This is a genomic window from Persicirhabdus sediminis (assembly GCF_016595495.1).
Lineage (GTDB): Bacteria > Verrucomicrobiota > Verrucomicrobiia > Verrucomicrobiales > Akkermansiaceae > Persicirhabdus > Persicirhabdus sediminis.
This window is the reverse complement of record NZ_JAENIM010000039.1, coordinates 155,495-179,469: the sequence shown is the minus strand read 5'-3', so window position 1 is coordinate 179,469 and position 23,975 is coordinate 155,495. Positions and strand designations below refer to the sequence as shown.

General features: G+C 46.9%; 17 protein-coding genes and 1 tRNA gene. 5 read left to right on the top strand and 13 right to left on the bottom strand.

Annotated elements, in window-relative coordinates; all coding sequences use genetic code 11:
* Positions 1 to 199 precede the first annotated feature (199 nt).
* The 8 genes from JIN82_RS08305 to gcvT all read right to left on the bottom strand — a co-directional run bounded on the left by JIN82_RS08305 (position 200) and on the right by gcvT (position 12,263).
* Complete coding sequence (locus JIN82_RS08305) at positions 200 to 2,293, bottom strand: carboxypeptidase-like regulatory domain-containing protein (RefSeq protein ID WP_200311165.1); 2,094 nt, start codon at positions 2,291 to 2,293, stop codon at positions 200 to 202.
* Between the two features lie 82 nt (positions 2,294 to 2,375).
* The gene (locus JIN82_RS08300; RefSeq protein WP_234041871.1) at positions 2,376 to 5,288 is read right to left on the bottom strand and encodes a redoxin domain-containing protein; all 2,913 of its coding nucleotides are present in this window, start codon (positions 5,286 to 5,288) and stop codon (positions 2,376 to 2,378) included.
* Between the two features lie 122 nt (positions 5,289 to 5,410).
* Positions 5,411 to 6,043 (bottom strand): hypothetical protein, encoded by a 633-nt coding sequence (locus JIN82_RS08295; protein ID WP_200311161.1) that lies wholly within the window; start codon positions 6,041 to 6,043, stop codon positions 5,411 to 5,413.
* A 177-nt stretch (positions 6,044 to 6,220) separates the two neighbouring features.
* Entirely contained in the window at positions 6,221 to 6,856 is a 636-nt protein-coding gene (locus JIN82_RS08290; protein WP_200311160.1) for a hypothetical protein, read from the bottom strand.
* A gap of 151 nt (positions 6,857 to 7,007) precedes the next feature.
* Entirely contained in the window at positions 7,008 to 7,664 is a 657-nt protein-coding gene (locus tag JIN82_RS08285; protein ID WP_200311159.1) for a hypothetical protein, read from the bottom strand.
* Between the two features lie 146 nt (positions 7,665 to 7,810).
* On the bottom strand, positions 7,811 to 10,645 hold the full coding sequence (gene gcvP / locus JIN82_RS08280) for an aminomethyl-transferring glycine dehydrogenase (protein WP_200311158.1): 2,835 nt from the start codon (positions 10,643 to 10,645) through the stop codon (positions 7,811 to 7,813).
* A 133-nt stretch (positions 10,646 to 10,778) separates the two neighbouring features.
* Positions 10,779 to 11,156, bottom strand: a complete 378-nt coding sequence (gene gcvH, locus JIN82_RS08275; RefSeq protein ID WP_200311157.1) for a glycine cleavage system protein GcvH — start codon at positions 11,154 to 11,156, stop codon at positions 10,779 to 10,781.
* 33 nt (positions 11,157 to 11,189) lie between these two features.
* Positions 11,190 to 12,263 (bottom strand): glycine cleavage system aminomethyltransferase GcvT, encoded by a 1,074-nt coding sequence (gcvT, locus tag JIN82_RS08270; RefSeq protein ID WP_234041870.1) that lies wholly within the window; start codon positions 12,261 to 12,263, stop codon positions 11,190 to 11,192.
* A gap of 96 nt (positions 12,264 to 12,359) precedes the next feature.
* Here gcvT and selA point away from each other — a divergent pair, with 96 nt between their 5' ends.
* Positions 12,360 to 13,778 (top strand): L-seryl-tRNA(Sec) selenium transferase, encoded by a 1,419-nt coding sequence (gene selA, locus JIN82_RS08265; protein ID WP_234041869.1) that lies wholly within the window; start codon positions 12,360 to 12,362, stop codon positions 13,776 to 13,778.
* A 58-nt stretch (positions 13,779 to 13,836) separates the two neighbouring features.
* Here selA and JIN82_RS08260 read toward each other — a convergent pair whose 3' ends face one another.
* The 5 genes from JIN82_RS08260 to JIN82_RS08240 form a co-directional block, all read right to left on the bottom strand.
* Complete coding sequence (locus JIN82_RS08260) at positions 13,837 to 14,772, bottom strand: Mul1B family putative transporter subunit (protein WP_200311154.1); 936 nt, start codon at positions 14,770 to 14,772, stop codon at positions 13,837 to 13,839.
* Positions 14,773 to 14,805: 33 nt separating this feature from the next.
* Complete coding sequence (locus JIN82_RS08255) at positions 14,806 to 17,907, bottom strand: tetratricopeptide repeat protein (RefSeq protein WP_234041868.1); 3,102 nt, start codon at positions 17,905 to 17,907, stop codon at positions 14,806 to 14,808.
* 170 nt (positions 17,908 to 18,077) lie between these two features.
* Positions 18,078 to 18,539: an ExbD/TolR family protein gene (locus tag JIN82_RS08250; protein ID WP_200311152.1), complete on the bottom strand. Its 462-nt coding sequence runs from the start codon at positions 18,537 to 18,539 to the stop codon at positions 18,078 to 18,080.
* Positions 18,540 to 18,556: 17 nt separating this feature from the next.
* On the bottom strand, positions 18,557 to 19,012 hold the full coding sequence (locus JIN82_RS08245; RefSeq protein WP_200311151.1) for an ExbD/TolR family protein: 456 nt from the start codon (positions 19,010 to 19,012) through the stop codon (positions 18,557 to 18,559).
* An 85-nt stretch (positions 19,013 to 19,097) separates the two neighbouring features.
* Positions 19,098 to 19,895, bottom strand: coding sequence for a MotA/TolQ/ExbB proton channel family protein (locus JIN82_RS08240; RefSeq protein ID WP_234041867.1), 798 nt, complete (start codon positions 19,893 to 19,895; stop codon positions 19,098 to 19,100).
* Between the two features lie 477 nt (positions 19,896 to 20,372).
* Here JIN82_RS08240 and JIN82_RS08235 point away from each other — a divergent pair.
* The 4 genes from JIN82_RS08235 to clpX all read left to right on the top strand — a co-directional run bounded on the left by JIN82_RS08235 (position 20,373) and on the right by clpX (position 23,960).
* Positions 20,373 to 20,444, top strand: a tRNA-Arg gene (locus tag JIN82_RS08235).
* A 144-nt stretch (positions 20,445 to 20,588) separates the two neighbouring features.
* Positions 20,589 to 21,932 carry a trigger factor gene (gene tig / locus JIN82_RS08230; protein WP_200311150.1) on the top strand — a complete coding sequence of 448 codons (1,344 nt, stop codon included), beginning with the start codon at positions 20,589 to 20,591 and terminating at the stop codon, positions 21,930 to 21,932.
* Complete coding sequence (locus JIN82_RS08225; protein WP_200311149.1) at positions 21,925 to 22,581, top strand: ATP-dependent Clp protease proteolytic subunit; 657 nt, start codon at positions 21,925 to 21,927, stop codon at positions 22,579 to 22,581. Before tig ends, JIN82_RS08225 begins: the two co-directional genes overlap by 8 nt.
* A 95-nt stretch (positions 22,582 to 22,676) precedes the next feature.
* Positions 22,677 to 23,960 carry an ATP-dependent Clp protease ATP-binding subunit ClpX gene (gene clpX / locus JIN82_RS08220; protein WP_200311148.1) on the top strand — a complete coding sequence of 428 codons (1,284 nt, stop codon included), beginning with the start codon at positions 22,677 to 22,679 and terminating at the stop codon, positions 23,958 to 23,960.
* Positions 23,961 to 23,975 lie beyond the last annotated feature (15 nt).

Below are 23,975 nucleotides of genomic sequence, written 5' to 3'. Positions count from 1 at the left end.
CCGCGCCAAGACAAAACGCCAGTTTTGAAGCCATTAGAAATATCAACTAGCTGGAAAATAGACCCGCTGACCCAGCCACTAGCTGGATATTATCAACGATAAACCTCCAGCTGGACATGCAGGCAAATTTATCTCCTCGCCAGACCGATGGTAATAGATCGCTAGCAATAGTCACCATGCGATCATGAAAAATGGTCGCCTACTTTTTAATTTTGCCATCACAACGCAAAACCACATTTTCAGCCCCCATTAATGCACTCGCTGTGCTTACCGCGCGGCGCGGTTGATAAGGATCTTTCACCTTAAGTTGGACTTTCACGCCTGACATATTTTCTAGCAAAAATGAACCATCTCCATTGCTAAGCGCGTGGTATTCATCAACCACCCTTCCTTCAGTGTAGGTCATCGCTCTAACTAGCGCATGAGCCAGCGGGTCACCATTTACATCTAATACTCTCCCACTAATGACTCCTACACTAGGAACTAACATACACGTACCGAGATCGTGATCTGCGCCAGCATCTAACTCAGGCGATACAATACTATCACTATCGTAACCGTCGCACTTTAGATGAATCCTCATCCTCTCCGCTGGCCAGCACTTGATGAGTTCAAATCGACCGTCACTATCAGTCATGCCAGCCTGAGCATCTTGATAGAATCGTGGCGAGCTATTCATCATCCCCGCCAGCTGACCATAATCACAAGTTATCCTAACATTGACCAATGGCGATCCAGCTGGATCTACCAATCGGCCACTAAGCCTAGCTGGCTCGCTTTGTTTCAATACTAAGCTAGCCGGCTTACCTGCTTGAGCAATGATTAGATCAGAGCAATATTTCCCGTCATAAGCAAATAGCTTAATTTCACCAGCATTGAACGACTTGCGATACTTCAGGCGAAAACTCCCATCTAACTCGGAAAGCGCAATGTCAGCAGGGAGAACCTGATAACCACCATCGTGATAATGAACTTCAGCACCTGCCACCGGCTGACCATGTTCATCAATCACCTCACCTAGCAAATAGTCATCATCATCGAGCTCCCTGAGCTTCAGCTCAACCTGCTGCGGCTTACCTAACTCCAACAAAAAATGCTGCCCATTAGTGACGGCTGGATCATAGCCAGCTAGATTGCCCCCCTGAAACGATGCAACCCGCGAGATTCTTTCCTCGCGTGTCACCTGGCCACGCAGGCTAACTTTGTATTCACCAGCTGGCAATAAGGCGGAAAATTCACCATTGGCATCTAGCGACATCACCAGCAAGTTTCCACGAACACCCACTTTCTTATTCTCTATCAGCACGCGCACAGGAACATCAACGATAACTTCACCGCTAACAGAATTGACCACTCTGCCGCTAAAATTCACCAAACTAGCTGGAGCAATATCAGCGAGCAGGCGAGTTTCACCAGCTTCCAACAAATCAATCTGCACCGGACTATAATTCCACTCCGCAGGTGAAGAACTTCCCTCATCTACCCACAAATAGTGGCTAAATGGTCGCAACTTCTTCAGCTCATAAATCCCCTGCCCATCAGTGATAGCTGAGCCTGACGCTACAAAATAGCTATTATTGCGGTGCAAGCTACGCACCATCACCCCTGCGCGTCCATTTCCATCACGGTCTAGCAATTTACCCACAATGCTAGCCGGTTCTATCAAGCGCACAGTGTGATCGCTGCCTGTCAGTAGGCGTAGGCTTGGAATGCGTCGTCCAGCCAGAACTGCATATTCGTCAGAGTTGTGGCTCAGGTAGTAGCGGCCACGTGGGATGTTTTTAAATACAACCACACCATTTTCGTTAGTCACCTCACTCAGCAGCCCGACTTTTCTATCATCTCTTTGAATCTGGTAGTCAGGGGCTGGCGAATCGCCAAAAGAATTCAACTTTGATACATTAATGCGCAAGCTACTAGCTGGCTGACCATCAGGCTTCAAAAACCTAACTTCTAGCCGATCATTATGAATCCGATGCCGCAACTCACGGTCAAACTCTTCATTCGAACCATCCTCATAGAGATTGAAAAACTGTGTGCCATACTTGGCGTGCGACGTTGTTAGCGTCATATCCACACCGCCAACTAGCTCGGCTTCCGAGAACTTAAAGATCACATCACCTGCCGCATTGCTCACTCCGCGCTGGCTGCTGAGCTTGCCTGTTCCTGCATGAGCAACATCCAGATACCAATCGGCTCCTGCTAGAGCTTCTCCATCCAGACCGACCAAGCGGTAGCCAAGCTCTCGCTCAGCTACATTTCCAGCCGCCAAACACGGCTGCAAAATCATCAAAATCCATAAACAGAAAATTTCTAGCAATCGCAACATTCCCAACAGATAGACAAACCACCCGCCGATGCAATCACTATGTAAACTAATTCCCCCGCTCTAAATTCTCCAATAACTGCAACGCTTTTTCCTCAGCTTTAGCCCAATCCCCTATACTCCAATGTTGTATAATGTTATTCTCATCAACCACCACATAGGTTGGCCTTCCATAGGCTATGTAATTCAGGATCGCTATGTCACCATCTTCCATCCCAGCCATTGGCATCGCCGGCATGTACAATTTTCTTGAGAAAAACTCCTTAACTTCGGCATGAGGCGAGCCCACTTCAATCATCAACAGCTCCAGCCCACGACCTTGATTGTCCTGCCAAAAATTTTCTAAGTTAGGAATATTTTTTATACAAGGCCTACAACCAATGCCCCAGAAATTTATGACTCTAACCTTCCCCTCAACCTTTGCTTCTAGCTTAGCGTCACTATACCAATGACTGATTTCAATCGCTGGAGCTTCACTACCGACTAACTCTTGCCCAACTAGATTGATCGGCCTGTCGAACTCTGCCCACATATTTTCGACTTTTTTAGCTCTCTCATCACTGGCCATCCTGATCGTCTCACCTTGATTCCCAGCTTTAACACGAAACTTTTGTTGGCAACTACCCGTGATTGCTGGCCGCACCTGAATACTGAACCAATCAGGAAACAAACCCTGCAACTCAAAATCGCCCTGCGCATCGGTGACCGCTCTTATCCCATCAGGCTGTCCCCAAACTGGCTCAACAATTGCCCCAACTAGTGGCGCCCCGTCAGCTGATACGATCTTTCCTGACAAACTCAACGTAGGCTCAGCTAGATCATAAACTAGATTTATGTTTTGAGCCCCAGCCTGATGCGTTTCAGTGAGAACCCGCCGCATTGACCCGTATTTATATTCATATACTTTAAGCTCAGCCTCGCCTGAAACCAGTCCCTCTAATAAGAAGCTTCCATCTTCATCTGTGAGTGCATCCACGTATGGTTGATTTTCAGAACCAGCTAGAATAGCAGCCCCAACTGGCTCACCATCGGCATTCACTACTCTACCTCCGATAGATTTATTTCTCCGCAAGTAAGAGATAGAGCCAATATCACTCGGCTCCCCAACATTGACTACAAACTCAACCGCCCCCCTAACAAAGACAGAACTCTTCGCTACAGGCGCAATAATAAACGGAACCCCGGACCACACCTGAGGAAATTCAAAACGCCCATCTGCATCCGTAACAGTCGTAAAGATTGTATCTAATTCTCTTAAATTTAGATCATAAGAATAGGGAGCATATCGCAGCCCCAAATTCTGAATAGGAAGGCCTAATGAATCTACAATACGCCCATTCACCGGAATCAGCTGCTTTGGCTCGAATTTAATCACTGACGCTCCGCCTTCAGATAGATCTAGCAGAGCCGACAGTGATTTACCATCGCTCGCGAAAACGGCAAGTTTACCCTTATCACCTGAAACCAAATCCATGGCAAATTCCCCCTTTGCACCTGTCGTTGCTTTAGCTGACTCAATTGACCTGCCATGGACAAATTGATAAACTCCAACACCTTCTACAGACTGCCCTTCCTCATCAAGCACCGCACCTCTAACCATCCTAGATTCATCGACCTCAACTGGAGATATCTCAAAAACCAGCTCTTCAGCAACTCCCTCACGCAAAACAGCATCCATATTAGTTAGAGTCGCCCTATTATACCCCTTAAGCCTCCCTATAATTCGAAACGAGTAGTCACCTGCGGGCAATTGAGCCGTATACAAATCACCGTTCTTGTATAGCTTGTAACTATCCAAATATGATTTGGTTTTGCTGGCAGAAACTCCTATAGAATAACAATTCAGATCAAGCTCTGAATTATTTTCTCTATCAATGAGCTTACATGAAACAGTAACGCCGCGAACAAGCTGGATATCATGTTCAGCTCTCTTTTCACCCAGCTTCAAATCTTTCACTACAGACAATGGAGCAGCTGATGATAAAGCCTGTGTCCGATCTAGTATAACACCAACTTCGTAATCTTGAGCTCTCAAATTGTGCAATGAGTAATAACCATTTTTATCAGTTAAAGTAGTAGCAGCTTCGGCGTCTAGCCCCGGAATTTTAAGACCTAATGCGTAGACTTTCTGACCGACAATCCCCTTACCTTCAAGGCCTATCAATCGACCAGATATCTCGGAAGATTGGATCAAATCCAATGAATGCACATCACCAGTTTGATAACCATAATTGCGATCTACTATCGAAGGGATGGCAGCATAATCTTTAGAACTATGATTTACCTCGTATCTAGCTGTAGGTAAACCTTCGAATACGACCAGCCCCTGCTCATCTGATTTTGCGTTCCAAACACCTGATCCCTGAGAAAACTTGAACAGGCGCGCACCTATCGAGCACTCGAAATCTATGGCTTTATTCAGCATAATTTCGACATCTTCAGCTGGCGATCCATCAGGTTTTGATAATTGAAACATCAACTTGGATTCGTTCTTTCTTAGCTGGAAAATCACCTTCTTTACTGCAGGCTGATGATCAGCAAGATAGGTATAAAAATTATACCCCAGCTCCTTTGTATGAATCCAAGTGAAAACACCATAAAAGTCATTCAAATACCAATCGCCTTCTTCAGGGATACTGAAACAACCCTCTTCATCTGTTACCCCCTCAACAAATAAGGACCTGTCAGAATCAGGTAACCAAATCTGACTATGAAAATTTAGCCCAACGGCAGGATCGCCATTAGGGAGAATCACCTCTACTATCACATAACTATCAGGCTGACTCACTTCAGCTAGACACAGTGAGCTAAATAACAGATGCAGACTGATGATTGCGGTAAATAACTGGAGAATATTTCTATAAAATCGCATGACTATCAATTCGTTTGAAACACTAATAACACAATCCTTGATAGACTTAAACACACAAGTGATTAAATATATTTCAGTGCGTAAATTCAAACCTCACCCCCCATCTAACAAACAAATCTAAACACAAAAAAGCTGGGCAGCGATGACACCGTCCCAGCTGAAGATTCTAGCACTTTGATAGACACCTCTATCTAACTAGGTCTAGCACAGTATTACTCTTCAAAAGTCAGATAAACAACCGCGATGTCAGAATGCGGATTTAATTTAAGTAATTCCTCCAAATTATTAGCCCCTTTTGATGAGTCTGTTTTGGAGCTCATGAGGTAAAACAAAATATTACCGATGCCGTCGACGCCTTTATACGAGCCGTCAGGCCTGCCGGATGAGCAAAGAGATTCCGTACAGTCGAATACCGACTTCGGAATATCTCTTTGCCCTGAAGCCCACATACCGAGAGAGCTCAAGCTGATATGAAACCTCATCGTGTCCGATGGCGATTCTTTAATATTGAGATAGTCCAAATCGACGATCTGAACTGCGATTTCGCCTTCGCTAGACTTTTGGCTTCTATCCGAAACAGCTGAGCCGATCGTGCGGTTTTTTGCTAGCACTCCATTCTTGAAAAAGGCCACATTCAGACTAACGCTACTGAATTCTGAATCAGAAGTGAAAGTCCCCGAGTAATCACGAATCTTCAATGCCGTCGCCAAGCTACCAAAGGCGACATCATTCTTCTTCCATGTCTTTAGCTTAGGAGCTTCCGCTAAGGCCAACACCGGGCTAGCTACAATAACTGATAGAACCACAGATTTTAGCCGCTTCACAAACAAGTTTGATGATTTCATTAGATAATTAAATAACGCGCCCAAAACAGGACAACAAGAGGTAATCTGCCAGACAGATAATCAAAACAATCATTTACCTAGCTGGCATAAAAAAAGCTGGGCCAGCAATGACGCTGACCCAGCTGAAAATTCTAGCACTTTGATAGACACCTCTATCTAACTAGATCTAGCACAGTGTTATTCTTCAAAAGTCAGATAAACAACCGCGATGTCAGAATGCGGATTTGATTTAAGTAATTCCTCCAAATTATTAGCCCCTTTTGATGCACCTGTTTTGGAGCTCATGAGGTAAAACAAAATATTACCGATGCCGTCGACGCCTTTATAATACGAGTCGTCAGGCCTACTGGAGGTGCTAAGAGATTTCGTACAGTCGAATACCGACTTCGGAATATCTTCTTGCCCAGAACTCCCCATACCGAGAGAGCTCAAATTGATATGAAACCTCATCGAGTCCGATGGCGCATCTTTAATATTGAGATAGTCCAAATCGACGATCTGAACTGCGATTTCGCCTTCGGTAGACTTTTTGCTACTAGCCGATACAGCTGAGCCGATCATGCGTTTTTTTTCTAGCACCCCATTCTTGAAAAAGGCTACATTTAGCCTAACGCTACTGAATTCTGAATCAGAGGTGAAAGTCCCCGAGTAATCACGAATCTTCAATGCCGTCGCCAAGCTACCTAAGGCGACATCATTCTTCTTCCACGTCTTTAGCTTAGGAGCTTCCGCTAAGACCAACATCGGGCTAGCCACAATGGCTGATAGAACTACAGATTTCAGCCGCTTCACAAACAAGTTTGATGATTTCATCAGATAATTAAATAACGCGCCCAAAACCGAACAACAAGAGGCAATCTGCCAGACAGATAATCAAAACAATCATTTACCTAGCTGGCATAAAAAAAGCTGGGCCAGCAATGACGCTGACCCAGCTAAAAATTCTAGCAACTTGATAGGTTACTCAGATTCGGCAAATGCCTCTAGGCATCACAAAATATTCTTTGAAAGTCAGATAGAAAATCACAAGCTCAGACTGTGGATTAGACTTCAAGTGATCGTCTAAACTGCTAGACTCAATTAAAGTATCGGAATCTGATACCGTCAGGTGAAAAATGATGTTCTCAAATTGTTGGTTCCCATCAAGCTGCTGGCTGGTACTGAGCCCCTTAGAACAATCGAATACCGATTTGGGAAAATCTTTCAGCCCGCTCGCTACGCCCTCGTCTCCCATCTGCACCGCGTAATGGAATCTCATTGAATTTTCGGGAGCACCGCGCAACTGCAGGATGTCTAAATCCGCAATTTTCACAGCCACTTCACCAAAATCAAAACGGTTCTGCTTGCTCCTAACTCCACAGGCGATTGAGCTCTGCTTATCTAACTCACCATTTTTGAAAAATGCTGCTCGTAGAGTTACACTCGAGTACGGCTTATCCGTGGTGAATTTACCGCCGAGCTCTTGAATGTTTAATATGCCGCCTACGCTAGCCAGAGAAGCTGGATTCCCCTGCCAAGTTTTCAGCTTTGGCGCCTCAGCCAGGGCCAACATGGGGCTAGCTACAGTGACTGATAGAACCACAGATTTCAGCCGCTTCACAAACAAGTTTGATGATTTCATTGGTCAATTCAATAACGCACCCAACAATGGATAACAAGACCCAACCTAACAAATCAATGATTAGACACTTCTATCGTCTATTCAGCATAAAAAAGCTGGGCCAGCGATGACGCTGGCCCAGCTGGAAATTCTAGCAACTTGATAGATTACTCAGATTCGGCAAATGCTTCCATGCCGACACATGAACAGACTAGGTTGCGGTCACCGTAGACGTTATCGATGCGTCCGACTGCTGGCCAGAACTTGTGCTGGCGCTGGATTTCTGATGGATAGGCAGCTTTTTCACGTCCGTATGGGCGATCCCAGCTATCAGAGATCACCTGCTCGGCAGTGTGTGGCGCACCTTTGAGAACGTTGTTCGTCTCGTCAGCTGCACCAGAAACGACCTCTTGGATTTCAGCATGGATAGAGATCAGAGCATCACAGAAACGATCTAACTCAGCTTTGCTTTCAGATTCCGTTGGCTCGATCATCAAGGTTCCAGCTACCGGCCAGCTCATAGTAGGCGCGTGGTATCCGTAATCCATTAGACGCTTGGCTACATCTTCCACAGTGATGCCACTCTCAGCGGTGAGCGGACGCAGGTCGATGATACATTCGTGAGCGACCAGACCTTTGTTACCGGTGTAGAGAATTGGATAGAATTCCTTCAGTCTAGCGGCAACGTAGTTGGCATTAAGGATCGCCATTTTAGTAGCTTCAGTAAGTCCCTCAGCACCTAACATCGCGATGTACATCCATGAGATCACATTCACACTCGCACTGCCGTATGGTGCAGAACAAACCGCCAGCTCTTGGTTTTCCAGCTCAGCGTGACCTGGCAAGAATGGAACTAACTGCTTAGCTACGCCAATTGGACCTACACCTGGGCCACCACCACCGTGTGGGATAGCAAAGGTTTTGTGAAGGTTGAGGTGACAGACGTCAGCGCCGATGAAGCCAGGGCTGGTTAGGCCAACCTGAGCATTCATGTTAGCGCCATCCATATAGACCTGACCGCCGTGGTCGTGAATCAGCTTACAGATATCAACGATGGTAGATTCATACACACCATGGGTAGATGGATAAGTTACCATCAGCGCACCTAACTTAGCTGAATGCTTTTCACACTTTTCTGTAAGATCGGCCACATCGATATTGCCCTGATCATCACAGGCAACAGGAACCACCTTGAAACCGCACATTACGGCGCTCGCTGGGTTCGTTCCGTGAGCTGATGTTGGGATCAGGCAAACATCACGATCAGTATCGTCATTGGATAGATGGTAATTACGAATCGCTAACAAACCAGCGTACTCACCTTGTGAACCAGCATTTGGCTGTAGCGAGACAGCCGCAAAACCAGTCACTTCAGCCAGCCAGTCAGCTAACTGGTCAAGCATCTGCCGGTATCCGATAGATTGATCAGCTGGCACAAATGGATGCAGGTTAGCCACCTCAGGCCACGCCAGCGGCATCATTTCGGCAGCAGCATTGAGTTTCATGGTGCATGAACCTAGCGGGATCATGGTTTCATTCAGCGCGAGGTCGCGTTTCTCAAGACGAGCGATATAACGCATCATCTCAGTTTCAGAATGGTAACGGTTGAAGACTTCTTGTTGCAGCACGTCGGACTGACGCGCGTGAACATCTGACCAGGTGACATCAGCAAACTCTGGAATCTCGGCATCTTCGATGCCAAATGCACGCAAGACCTGCATGCCCTGCTCACAGCTCATGGTTTCATCAGCAGCTATGATGATATGATTTTCATCTAGCTGGCGAAGGTTCACACCTTGCTCCACACCAGCTGATAGAATCTCAGCTGCTTTCCCTGGAACCTCAACCATGACTGAGTCAAAGAACTCAGCATGAACGACTTTGAAACCATTTTTCTGCAAACTAGTAGAAATAATTCGCGCTGCAAAATTAACATTGTTAGCAATGCGCTTGAGTCCTTCAGGCCCATGCCACACGGCATACATCGACGCCATCACGGCGAGAAGTACCTGTGCTGTACAGATATTAGAGGTCGCTTTATCGCGGCGGATGTGTTGCTCACGAGTCTGCATGGCTAGGCGATAGGCTGGTTTGCCATGGGCATCGATAGAGACTCCAACAATTCTCCCTGGCATCTTACGCTTGAGTTTATCAGAACAAGCCATAAAACCAGCGTGAGGGCCACCAAAACCGAGCGGCACACCAAATCGTTGTGAGTTACCGACGCAGATGTCAGCGCCAAACTCACCCGGAGCACGCAGTACGGTGAGAGCGAGAATATCTGCAGCTACGATCACTTGCGCCTTTTGCGCGTGAACACGATCACAAAAATCGGCATAATCTTCAACTGCCCCTTGTGTATTTGGGTACTGCAGCAGCGCGGCAAAAAGTCCCTCACAGTTAGCTGGGTCAAATGATTTCCAGTCACCTATCAGCACCTCAATGCCGAGCGGCTCGGCGCGGGTCTCAACCACTTCAATGTTTTGTGGATGACAGTTGCTATCAACAAAAATAACAGACCCACGTGGTTTGGTAGTTTTTGCCAATGCCATAGCCTCAGCACAAGCAGTCGCCTCATCTAGCAGTGATGCGTTAGCAATGTCCAGCCCACTGAGATCGCTGATCATGGTCTGGAAATTTAACAATGCCTCAAGACGACCCTGTGAGACCTCTGGCTGGTACGGCGTGTATGCAGTGTACCAACCTGGATTTTCAAAAATATTACGCTGAATGACTGGCGGCACCAATGTTCCGCTGTAGCCTTGGCCAATGTATGAATGGAGAACTTTGTTTTGCGAAAGTACGCCGCGCAACTGCTCGAGCGCTTTCGCCTGTGTCAATGGATCAGGCAGTTGGAGATCATCCATGCCCATGATGTTGGATGGCACTGCGTCATCGATTAGATCAACAATGCGCTCGTATCCGAGCGACTGAATCATGGATTGACGAGTATCGCCGACGGACCCTACGTGACGGCTGAGAAAATTAGCGTGAACTGACATAGAAGGAAGTAATGTGGCTGAGAAATGAGATATTGCAATCCCCCAGTTTTCCCTAGCAAGCAAGGAAAATAAAAGGCGCATCGACTTGCAATCGATGCGCCTAATGAGGGCTAATACAAGCTAACAAATGAGCTTAACCGAGCAGACCACTGTAGGCTTGGGCGTCCATCAGGTCTTCTAGCTGAGAAGGATCTTTCATCTTGATTTTAAAGATCCAACCTTGACCGTAAGGGTCGGTATTGACCAGCGCTGGGTCAGCTTCAAGAGCTTCATTGCCTTCGACGATTTCGCCAGCTAGGGGCGTGTAAATATCACTCGCCGCTTTGACTGACTCGACCACAGCGACTGGGTCGGCAGCATCGCATTCGCGACCAATTTCTGGAAGCTCGACATAAACCACATCAGTGAGCTCTTCCTGCGCGTGATCAGTAATGCCAACAGTGGCAACATCACCTTCCACAAGTACCCACTCGTGGTCATTTGAGTATTTTAGATTTTCTGGAACGTTCATGGTATAAAAGTTAGTTAGTCAATAATGATAGGCTTAGCCTTTTTTATAAAATGGTTTCTTCACAACCTCAGCTGGGAATCTACGACCTCGTACGTCAATTTCAAGCTGCGTGCCAATCTTGGCGTGCTCGACAGGCAGGTAGGCCATGCCGATGCCGATCTTCAAAGATGGTGATAGAACTCCGCTAGAGAGCTCGCTGATAGGCTCGCCGCCAGCTAGACAGACTGGATAATGCGCACGTGGTGGCGCTCCGCGGCCAGTGTACTGGATGGCAACAAGACGCTCGCCAAGGCCATTTTCTTTCTGCGCGACAAGTGCGTCGCGACCAACAAAATCACCTTTATCCAGCGCACAGAAAAACCCGAGACCAGCTTGTAGTGGTGTTTTATCAGCAGCTAGATCAGAGCCGTTCAGTGGATAACAAACTTCCAAGCGCAGGCTATCACGCGCCCCCAGACCACACGGTTCAGCGCCGGCATCAACAATGGCCTTAAACCATTTTGAACCAGAGCCAGCTGGACAGAAAAATTCGTAACCATCTTCACCGGTATAACCAGTGCGGCAAATAATCAATTTCTCACCATCTTGCTCCCAGATGACAATGCGGTTGCGTGTCGGCAGCTCAACTTGCGGAAATAGTTTCTCATGAATAGCAGTGGACTCGGGCCCTTGAATGGCCATACCAGCCCAATCTGCACTTTCATTAGTCAGCGTGAGCTCAGCTGGCAGCAGCGCTGATAGAGCGGCGAAGTCTTCATCTATCATAGAAGCATTCACCACGAGAAAGATCTCATCTTCCCCCTGACGATAGATGATTAGGTCATCAATCACGCCACCAGATGGATTGAGTAAAAAAGTATACTGAGCGTCCCCCAACCCCAACTTATTAACATCGTTAGCCAGCACAGTGTTGAGCCACTTGGCCGCTCCTGGACCGCTGAGGAAAAACTGCCCCATGTGAGAGATATCAAAAATGCCAACACGTTCGCGCACGGCAGTATGCTCGTTGATAATGCTAGAATACTGCACTGGCATTCTCCATCCCGCAAAGGGAACCATCTTGCCTCCCAGCTCTTCATGTAAAGCTGCGATGGGTGTTTCTTTCATTGTATCGCTCACACGCGCACTATGTGTGGCCGATCTCTAGCTGTCAACAAAGCCAATACGCAAATCTATTTTTCCGCAAAAATTGCATATTCAAAGTTGCCCTACCCCGAATCTACCGCACAATCTATCATCATGTCAGCTAGCGATCTACGTCACCTTCCAGCGGTTGAAAAACTCAGCCACCAACTTAGTAAGTCACAGCCCTTACCCAAAGCGCTGATCACTAACTTTGTGCAATCCCAGCTGGCTAACTATCGTGCAAAAATCCTCGCTGGCGAAAGATTCACCCGAGAAGAAATCACCGCTGATGTAAGTAGCCAGCTGGATATCTTCGCGCAGTCACGGCTGCAGCCAGTAATCAATGCCACGGGTGTGATGATTCATACTAACCTTGGACGGTCACCATTAGGCAGCCGAGCCGCTGGCGCGCTCAACCAAATTGCCACGGGCTATTCCAACCTAGAATTCAACCTTCTCGACGGCCAGCGAGGCAAACGTGCTAGCTACCTAGAAACCGCCCTAGCGTGCTTGCTAGAAGCCGAGTCAGCCACCACCGTGAACAACTGCGCAGCCGCGCTAGTTTTAATCCTGAGAACACTAACGACAGCTGATAAAAATGAAGTCATAGTTTCACGCGGCGAACTGGTAGAGATTGGCGGTGGGTTCCGCATTCCAGAAATATTAGAAACCTCTGGCGCAAAACTGATAGAGGTTGGAGCCACCAACAAAACCCACCTGAAAGATTACGCCAAGGCGATCACCGAAAAAACCGCGATCATTCTCAAAGTACATCGATCAAATTTCTACATCGATGGGTTTACTGCTGAAGTCGATACCGAAGAGCTTTCAGCCCTAGCAAAATCCAAAGGCATCCCCCTAGTTGAAGACCTCGGTTCAGGTGCCATGCTCGACACCGAAAAACTTGCACCTATCGAACACGAACCTCGCGCCCAAGAATGCTTACGCAAAGGAATCGACCTCGTGTGCTTTTCCGGCGACAAATTGCTAGGTGGTCCACAAGCGGGAATTATTGCAGGCAATGCTGATATGGTTGCTAGAATCAAATCCGATCCATTTTACCGCGCAGTTCGCTGCGACAAGCTCATCCTAACGGTCCTGCAGGAATCTATCGACAGCTACCTAGACAGCAAGGCAAACCCAGAGCTCAGCGACATTCCGGTACTCAATTTCATCTCACAGAAACCAGCTGACTTGAAGATACGCGCGCAAGCAATCATCGATTGCCTTCCAGCTGAAATTGCTAACCAGCTAGATATTGTAGAGCTTGATTCAACCACGGGCGGCGGAACGATGCCAAAATCAAAAATCCCATCAGCTGGAATTGCCGTTAAGTCAGCCAAATCCACCGCCAGCCAGATCGCTGACGCGATGCGCAAACAAAAACCAGCACTGGTTGGTTTCATTGAAGATGACACCTATCACATCCACTTAGGTACTATTTTCCCAGCGCAGGACAAACTCATCGCCGACCATCTCAGATCGATTTTGGTTTAATAAAAAAAAGCCCGCTTGATTGCTCAAGCGGGCTTTAAATTTATGATCTAATCACACATTAATCTTGTGCGTTAGGATCTTTATATTTGAAGAAGTTCTTGTTCTCTTCGCTGAGGCCTTCGCCACTAGCAGCGATGGTCATTTCAAACAAGTGAGCTAGTCGGTTACCTTCTAGCAAACGCAGGTATCCGCGAGTGTCCTTGTTTTCATCTGCAGTGCCCCAGTTTTTCACGGCAACTTGCACGTCTGGATCATTCCAATAAACACTAAGCGCACGGTTGAATGAGGCGACAACTAGCTCGTATGATGAACCGTAATCGGCAGTCATTGCGTAGTTATAACCGTTCAGCGCACCTTCAGTATTACCTAGATTCTCATGAGCAAGTCCGCGCAGGAATGCTAGCTGAGCAAGATGATTTGCATCAAGACCGTCACGCCCATCCCATTGTTTTACCAATGTCATTAGACGAGTCCAGTCTTCATGGCGAGTAGCCTGCCAAAGCACGTTGAGATCAAGCTGAGTCTTCATGCTTGGACGCTCCAGCGCATCAAAGATAGCGGCCTTCTGCTCCTTTTCCATTTGCTCGTACTGCTCAGTCTTACGTAGACACTCCAACTTGTAGAAATTGGCTAGAGTACTGTAATTACCAGTCAATGTATAAGTTCTTGCGTTCTCAGCGACCACTTTATCAAAAAACTCCATGGCTTCTTTGTAGCGGCGACCGCGGAATGCTAACATCCCTTGTTTAAACTCAGATGGCTCGATGAAATAGACACGCTTGATTTCACTCTTGCGCATATTTTTTGTATCGATAGCCGCCTTGTTATTCTTATACTTAACACCTTTATCATCTACGTTGTAGACATAGACATTTTCGCGTGTCTTATCGGTCTTCAAGATCACAGCAGCAGCAGGCTCAGCTGCGGGTTCAGCAGCTCCCAAAAAGGAAGCAGCCAATAGATGAATCGCGATGGTTGATTTTAAAATCTTCATATCTTTTCTCTAATTATTGGTTACCACTATTGGTTAGCGTCTGTTCTTTTCTTCGTCCTGCTCTTTTTTGGTTTTGATCTCACCACTGTTTTCGTACTGCTTAACGAGGTCTTCGACTTTTCTCCAAAGAGCAATCTCCTTGTCGGTGATCTTGTCATTTTCCTCAATGATGCGGCGAGTGGAACTAATGTAGCCTTCACCAGCGTCGTATGCAGACTGACGGTCAGATTTTGTCAGCTTAACTGAGCCATTAGCTCCCTTGAGTTCATCACCAACAGCTTTGTTTCGCTGCCAAGTAAGCTCCATGAGGCGCTTCATTGATGGTGCTGAAATAAGGATGTAACCGGTGTTTCCACCAATAACAGAACCGTAGTTGAAAATAGCATCTTCACGCTTACCTAGCTTATCGTAAGATTCAGCGAAGTTGAATCCAACAAGAGCTGCGTTCTTGGTGTGACGGTCGTCGAGGTACTCACGAGCCAGCGCATTAACATCACTCCAGTTACCAAGCTTGCTGTTAACTGTGATCATGCGATAAATCGCTTTCTCTTGCTGCTCACGGTCATCTCTGGTGCGCTCTTTAACTTTTTTGAGCATTTCCAGGGCCTTTGTGAGGTCGCCTTTTTGATCAGAGTCTGATAGAACATCAGCAATACCGAACATCGCACGGTCTTGGCCGAAGTTATTTTTCCCTTTGAGAATCTGCTCGTAATAAACAACGGACTCACGACGGTCTTGAGTTTTCTCACGAAGGTAGTCACCGAGAGTTAACAGAACGAGGTTATCAAGCTTAGCTGGGTCAAATTCCTGACGCAGGTTACGGAACAAGGCTCGAACCTGTGAACGGTATTTATCCTCCAGAGCTTTATTACCATTTTCACCAGACACACTCTTAATGAGTTCATCGTAAACACCAATAACAGCAACACGAAGCAGAGCTCGTGCACGTACGTTATCCGGGCGAACACCTGGGAAGTCATAGTAGAGGTCCTTAAGTTTCTCTGGGTCACCACCGTTATCTTGGAAGTTATCTGTGTAAGCATTGATACTTTCCTCGAGGAATGGAGCGCCTTCACGGTTAGCTAACTCAGTGATCACATTTTGCAGATGTTCGAGTGACTCGTCTGCGCGTCCAACAAGCTTCATAGCAGGATAAGCAAATACCACAGCCTGAGGCTTGAATGGTGAATCGCTGTATTTAGTCATGAACTTATCGTAATAAGGAATTGCCTCTTTGATGCGTGGATTGTCCTCTTTGTCGATTTTCTCCATGCCCAACAGGCCAATAAGGAAGTTCAGAGCTTCACCAGCAACCATACGGTTATCACGGGCTTCAGCACGCTCGAGAGCCATTTTGTAGTACTTCTCGGCTTCGCTGTACTCTTTACCAAACTCAAGAATGTTAGCCTTCAAGTTGAAGACCATCTCAATCACTGGTGCACCATTGAATTCTTTCTCGATGCGGTTGAGGCATACGAGAGCAGGAGCGTATTCCTCTTCTGTGTAGTGGCAGTTCGCTCTATCAAACAGAGCAAATGGTGTGTAGATGTTCTCAGCTGGCTTTGGATATTTCTCAAGGAATGCATCCAATTTCTTAGCCGCTGTTGCCCACTCTTGCAGTCTAGTTAGGTTAGATGCTTGGAAGTACATAGCACTCTGAGCAAACTGGCTTTCAGGGTACTTAGCAACATGCTCATCTAGGAGCGGTTGAGCTTCGTCGAAGTGGCCAAGGTAGTAGTGACTACCACCTAACACGTGCAATACGGTATCGTGCTGCTCAGATCCTTCCGGAACATTGCCGCTGTCGAGAAGACGCTGGGAAACTTCCAAGCTCTTATCGTATTCACCACCGTAGAAAAGACTGGTCACCATCAGACCACGCACGGTCTCACAATGATCGCTATCTGGGTAAGCTGCTAGGAAACGTGAACCAAACTTCTCAGTCTCCATATGCTGGCCGAGCACGGCGCTAACACGAGTGAGGTTGAACAAGTTATCTTCACGCTTTGCGCTATTACTATAGAAACTCTCAAGCTGTTGGAGGATCGCGTATACACCACGTGTATTCTTGGCTTTATCGTGCAAGAACAAGAGGGCATTTAGTACAGCGGTATCCACTGGGTCACCAGAGGCGATCTTTTCTTCAACGCGACTGAGAGTTTTATTTATCTCGTCAGCTGTGATTGTCTTGCGACCATCTCTGATGCCAGGAGTACCAGCAAGGCTGGCCAAACGAGCATTAAGATCTTCTACCACAACCTTTGATTCAGGAATAAAGGAATAACACTCGTAAGCGCCGCGGTACATGTTGGCTTCCAACAGACCTGCTCCAGACTGCAAGAATACAGGAACAAATTCATACATTTCGTATGGATCGAGGAGGATGTACTTACGGTTCTTAGTTAGGAAGTCTACCATTGCCTGCTCATTCTTGCTTTTCACTACAGCAGCAGTGAAAACTTGGAATGTGCGCATGATGAATGGATTAGCTGAACGCCATGCTTCTTTGTTAACCAGTGCGGATTCAAAGAACTCAATGCCTTTTTCTAGCTGTGGCTCCTCTAATGAGAAACAACAGTACGCGCGGTTAAGGGCAAATACACCCGGTGTTGGATAAAGCTTATCTCTATCTTTATCACGCTCACGCAGGTACTGGTCGTATAAATTCAGCGCTTCTTGGTAGTTTCCTAAACCTTGCTGAGCTTCACCATGCATGTGGATGGTGCGCTTCTCAAACATGTTAACGCCATCATTTTTGTCCTTAGCTTGTACTTTGTCGTTTTTGTAAACGGTATAACAAGTCTTGGCTGATTCGGCGGCTTTTTCGTAATACTCAGCAGCACGATCAGCATCTCCAGCACGCGCGGCTTGTTGAGCAACCTTCAGCTCACAATAAGCTTTGCGGAAATAAACGGTACCAAATCGCGGGCCATAAAGTTTGAAGGCACGCTCGCCAACGTTGTCATGAATGGACTGCAGTAATGAGAGGGCTTTCTCCCACTCTTGATTCTGCATGGCCGTGTATGAATTTGTCATTTCCGCGTCAATTCCTTGACCGAGAGCGACAGGACTCATCAACAGAGTCGTCGAACAAATAATTCCTGATAATAAATGCTTAGACAGTTCTTTTCGCATCGTATAATAAGTGGGTTAATCCGTGTTTTTAAAAATTTGCTGGCCACCTGGCCGAAGCTAACTACTCAACACATGCAGTAGTTATGAGGCCCCTACTCAGGCAACCTCTTAAAAATAAAACGATCTACCCCAGAATATCTTAGTCATCTGGGATAGATCGTGAAAATAATTTAGTCAATTACATCAGTGAAAGTCACTGATTTGACTGATGCACCAGCAAGCGCATTCAGTACGTCGATAACGCGCTGCTCAATAGCCTCACCATCAACAAAGATCTGCACGACTGGCTCTTGGCCACCGGCTTTTGCCATGGTTACGTATGTAGACAGACGCTCTGAAAGTCTAGGGAGATCATGATTCTCAACATCAGCGTCAAGAGGTTCACGACCACTGCCTGCACCAACAGATACCATACCTGCGCGATCAACTGAGATCAACATTGGCGCCAATACTGGCTGTGAATCACTAGGAGCTGCAGCTGGCAGAGCCATCTTCAAATCCTGTTCACGTGGCTGAATGGTAGTAGTTACCAAGAAATAAATCAACAAGAGGAAGGTAACGTCAATCAGAGACGAAATATCCAAACCTGGTTCATCATCTTCAGGTACTTCAGCATTTTTCTTTCTAGCCATATTCTATATCTGATTGATTATTTGTTAATTTCGAATCCCATTACTGAGAAGTTGACGTCCTTGACTCCAGCCTGAGCAGAAGCGCGCATCACGCGGCGCACGTGTTTGAAAGCGGTACGCTTATCACCACGAAGGTGGATGAAAGCAACTGTTCCGTTAGCTTCGTGCAGAGCTTTTTGCTCTTTAACAAACTCGGTAATATCACTCTCGGAAGCGAGGTCTAAACCGTTTTCAGTTCTCAAAGTACCATCTTCATAGACGTTGATCACAATACGGCCACGCCCGTCTTCCTGTTTGATTGAGTTCTTAGCAACTGGTGGATCAACATTTTGATCCTGCTTAACAATCACCACTGTTGAAGCAACAATGAAGAAAATCAACAGGAGGAAAACCATGTCAATCATCGGTGACATGTCCACCTTCAGCTCTTCTTCAGCATTCGCTGCAGCTCGTTTTAATTTTTTAGATGCCATAGATTTAGCAATTCGTTAGCTTTACGAGTGGATAGAAAGCCTGATGAATCATCATTCAACAGGCTCATTATCACTCCCTACTTAATTAAACTGCGATACCTTCTGGAATCTTAGCAAGATGTGCTTCACCGTTAACAGTCTGGATAGAAGCATTGAGAAGCTCTTCAGCTGTGTGGTGACACTCAGCAACAAGGTTGTTGAGTTTGTTCTTGAATACGAAGTACATAGTTACTGATGGAATCGCAGTAATCAGACCCCACAGAGTAGTCAAAAGCGCAACGGAGATATCACCCGCAAGTGCACCTGGGTCAGTTGATCCGTCACCAGACGCGAGTGTGGCGAACGCTGACACCATACCAAGAACGGTACCGAAGAGACCCATCATTGGAGCAACCTGTGCAACCAGTGAGATGTAGTTGATCAGAGTCATGTTCTTGCGGTTCTCGTTGATTGAGAAATCAGCAATCGCATCTTCAACGTAATCACGGCCAAGATCTTCGATGCGGCGAGCGTCAACGTTAGGAAGCGCGTATGCCATCATGCGGCCGAGGTAGCTTGGGTGTGAAGCTGCGAGTTCAATAGCTGAACGGATGCGGCAGTTAGCCATGTGATCCATGAGCGCAGCTTTAAGATCATCTGGACAGAACTTGTTTTTGCTCAAGTTCATGAAGTTAAACACACTGAGAGCAACTAATGCTAACACCAGTGCACCGATAAGGATCATTGTCCAACCACCATCAGTAACATACTGTTGAAGATAGTTTTTTGACTGGGGGGCTGCATCTTGCGCAAAGAGTGAGCCTGTGGCAGTGACCATTACACCTGCAGTGGCGAGAATAGTTTTGGATGTATAGCGAGTCAGTGAGTTCATCATATCTTTCATAGGTAGGTTAAAAGAGTACAGCTTGATTTCCAAGCTATGTCGCAAAGCATTACCCACAAGCGGGCCTATCTAGTAAAGGAGGAAATTCAGAAAAAAACCACTAAAACGCTACACCTATCATAACTGCTGAACCTGATCTCAAAACTGACATTAAATTTACGCAATTTTCTACCACAAACGGTCACAAGTTAACACTTCAGCTAGAGAGCTTAACAAAAACAATACTTAATCAATTCAGTATTCATAACACAATATAAACCAAGTAAAACAACCTAACTTAGTAACCATTCACACAACCGCCCCCCACCCATGAATCTACAAGCCCAACAGTATGCGCAAACTATTATACGACGCGTAAGCACGAATGAAAAATACGACCCGCTGATCAGATAGAATAAAAAATGATCATTTATCCACTCACTTCTTGACGTCTCAACAGAGAAACTTTAACTATCCGCCCGCGTCATCCGGTGAAAAGGGCTCGTATTTCAATGGATAGAATGGCGGTTTCCGAAGCCGCAGATCCAGGTTCGACTCCTGGCGAGCCTACTTTTCCACCAAATGAAACGCCACAGATGTAATGGGCTAAGCAAGGCCAAATCAAAGACCTACGTCAGATCAAATGATCTCCTTGACGAAGTGCTTAGTTATACCTAGTTTCCCGCGCCCAAGCCATTTCCTTTTCAGAAAATCATGAATATTACCGTTGAGAAGCAAGCTAAGTGCACCGCAACCATGCGTGCAGAAATTCCTGCAGACAAAGTCAACAACGAGCGCAAAGCCATCGTTAAAGGTTTTGCGAAGCAGGCAAAGATCCCAGGTTTCCGCCCTGGCAAAACGCCTCTCGCTGTTGTTGAGAAGCGCTTCGCAGACGGCATCTCTGAAGAACTCGAGCAACGCCTCGTGAACGAAGCCTGCTCAGAAGCACTCAAGCAAAACGAGTCACTTAAAGTACTTAATTTCAAAAAACCTGAATCACTCAGCTTCTCCGACGACGGAGCACTGAGCTTCAGCATGGACATCATCCTTGCTCCAGAAATCGAACTTTGCGAATACAAAGGCATCGAGATCCCAAATGCGGATCCAGAAGCAACAGAAGAAGAGATCCAGAAAGAAATCGACGCCCTCGCTGAGCGCTACGCGTCATACGATGACGTTGACCGCGACCTCGCTGAAGGCGACATCGCTGTGATCGACTTCACTTCAAGCATTGACGGCAAGTCAATCGAAGAAGTAACAGGCAACGACCCCGGCATCCTCGCAGGCCGCGATGACTACTGGGTAATGCTCAAAGACGACGCGTTCCTTCCAGGATTCGCCAGCCAGCTGGTTGGTCTGAAAAAGAACGACGCCAAAGAAGTAAAGTGCACCATCGGTGAAGAATTCCCAATGGAAGACCTGCGCGGCGTTGAAGTTACCTTCAACGTAACAGTCAAAGAAGCCAAGGAGCAAAAGCTTCCAGTTATCGACGACGAGTTCGCAGCAAACACACTCGGCCTCGGTGAAGAAAAAACTCTCGAAGACGTCAAAGACCTCATCAAGGGACACATCACCTCTCAGAAAACTGAGCAGATCTCAAACGCTAAGGTAAACGCTGTCGTTGAGCACCTCATCAAAAACATCGAGCTTGAACTACCACAAGACCTGCTCGACCTCGAAGTGCAAAGCACAGCTAACGACATGCGCGCACGCGGTGCAAGCAGCGGCCTTACTGAAGAGCAAATCGCAGCTCAAGAAGAGGAAATTCAAACAGCTGCTGCTAGCCAAGCTGGCAACAACCTGAAGACCAACTTCATCCTGCAAGAAATCGCTGGCGCAGAAGGCATCAAAGTAGATGACCAAGAGCTCACTCAGCGCATCATCCAGATGGCTACTCAGGAGAAAAAGAATGTAAAAACATACATCAAAGAGCTGCAGCAGTCAGGCCGCATTGACAGCCTGCGCAACTCCATCTTAGTTGGTAAGACTATTGACTTCCTCATTGAAAATGCAAAGCTAGAGGACGTTGAAGTTGTAACCACAGAAGCTGATGCATAATTCGAACTCACCCACCGGCTCTAGCAGCCCATCTAATAGTTACTTCATCCCGACCGTCATCGAACAAGACGGTCGCGGTGAGCGTGCCTTTGATATCTATTCGCGTCTTCTAAAAGACCGTATTATCTTCATCGGTACAGGTATTGATGACGGCGTTGCTAACTCAGTGATCGCGCAGTTGCTCTTTTTGCAAATGCAAGATCCTAAGAAGGACATCCACATTTATATCAATTCCCCAGGCGGCTCAGTCACAGCTGGCTTAGCCATCTACGACACCATGCAGTTCCTCACATGTGATGTGAATACTTACTGCATCGGCATCGCAGCATCCATGGGGGCTGTACTGCTCACAGCAGGCACAGCTGGTAAGCGATTCTGCCTACCAAACTCACATGTGATGATCCATCAGGTATCCGGTGGGGCACAAGGTACCGCTTCAGATGTGGAGCGTACCGTTGAGTTTATGTACAACCTCAAGAGTCGTCTCAACGGCATCCTTTCAAAACATACTGGTAAGACAGTAGAAGAAGTTGAAAGAGACGCCGATCGTGACAACTATATGTCAGGCGAAGCCGCTGCTGCATACGGACTCGTTGACAAAGTACTTGAGAGCCGCAAGGAGCTTCCTAACGAGGAAAGCGACAAGTAGCACTCAACTACATCACAACTAACCAGTAATTTTCACAGACGTCGGTGGCAGCAATGCCCCGACGTCTTTTTAGACAAACACACCTATCAAAAACCATGGCACGCAATAACAATCTCACGATGTGCTCCTTCTGCGGCAAGAGTCACTCAGAAGTTAAAAAACTCATCGCTGGTCCAGCTGTATACATCTGCAACGAGTGCATCGACGTCTGCTACTCAATCATGCAGAAAGAGCTCACCCAAACTAGCATCCCTGATGAAAGTGACGCCGCATCAGCTAAGCCAGCTGAAAGCACCACAAGCACACCAGCTGAGATCTGCACACGACTTGATGACCACGTCATCGGCCAAGAGGCAGCCAAGCGCGTGCTCTCAGTAGCGGTATTCAACCACTACATGCGCCAGCAGCAGAACAACTCCAAGCTCGGCAAACAATTTGACGAAGTCGACATTGAAAAGGCTAACATCCTCATGCTCGGCTCAACTGGTTCAGGCAAAACATTGCTCGCCAAATCTCTAGCAAAAAGCCTCGATGTCCCATTCTGCATCGTTGACGCCACCACGCTTACAGAAGCTGGTTACGTCGGTGATGATGTGGAAAATATCATCCTGCGCCTACTGCAATCCGCCAACTTTGATGTAGCCAAAGCTGAGCGCGGCATCATCTACGTCGATGAAATCGACAAAATTGGCCGCACAACATCCAATGTTTCCATCACCCGTGATGTGTCAGGTGAAGGCGTTCAGCAGGCACTGCTGAAAATCCTCGAAGGCACCGTGTGTAACGTACCACCACAAGGCGGTCGCAAACACCCACAGCAAGAATACATCCAGGTTAATACCGAGAAGATCCTCTTCATCTGCGGTGGCGCATTTGTTGGCATCGAAGACATGATCAGCCGCCGATTAGGTAAGCACGTTCTTGGCTTCCACGAAGGCGAGGAAAATATCGAAGACAAAATTGATAAAGAGCGTCTGCTAGAACAAGTTGAACCAGAAGACCTACTTCACTTCGGCCTAATTCCAGAATTTATCGGTCGTCTTCCAGTCATCACATCACTGCGTGAGCTGAAAGAAAAAGAACTCATCGAGATTCTTACCGAACCAAAGAATGCTCTCATCAAACAATACTCCAAGCTACTCGCCATGAACGGCGCCAAGCTCAAAGTAACCAAAGATGGCCTCAGCGCAATTGCTCAAAAAGCAATCGAACGTGGTACTGGTGCTCGCGCACTGCGTTCTATTTTTGAAAAAATGATGCTCGATGTGATGTTCACCGTGCCTAGCGAAAATAATGTGGAATCAGTTACCATCAACCGCGCCGTGGTCGAAGGTAAAAAACCACCTATCATTCGCAAAAAAAAGGCTGACGCAGCGTAACCAATACTAACGAAT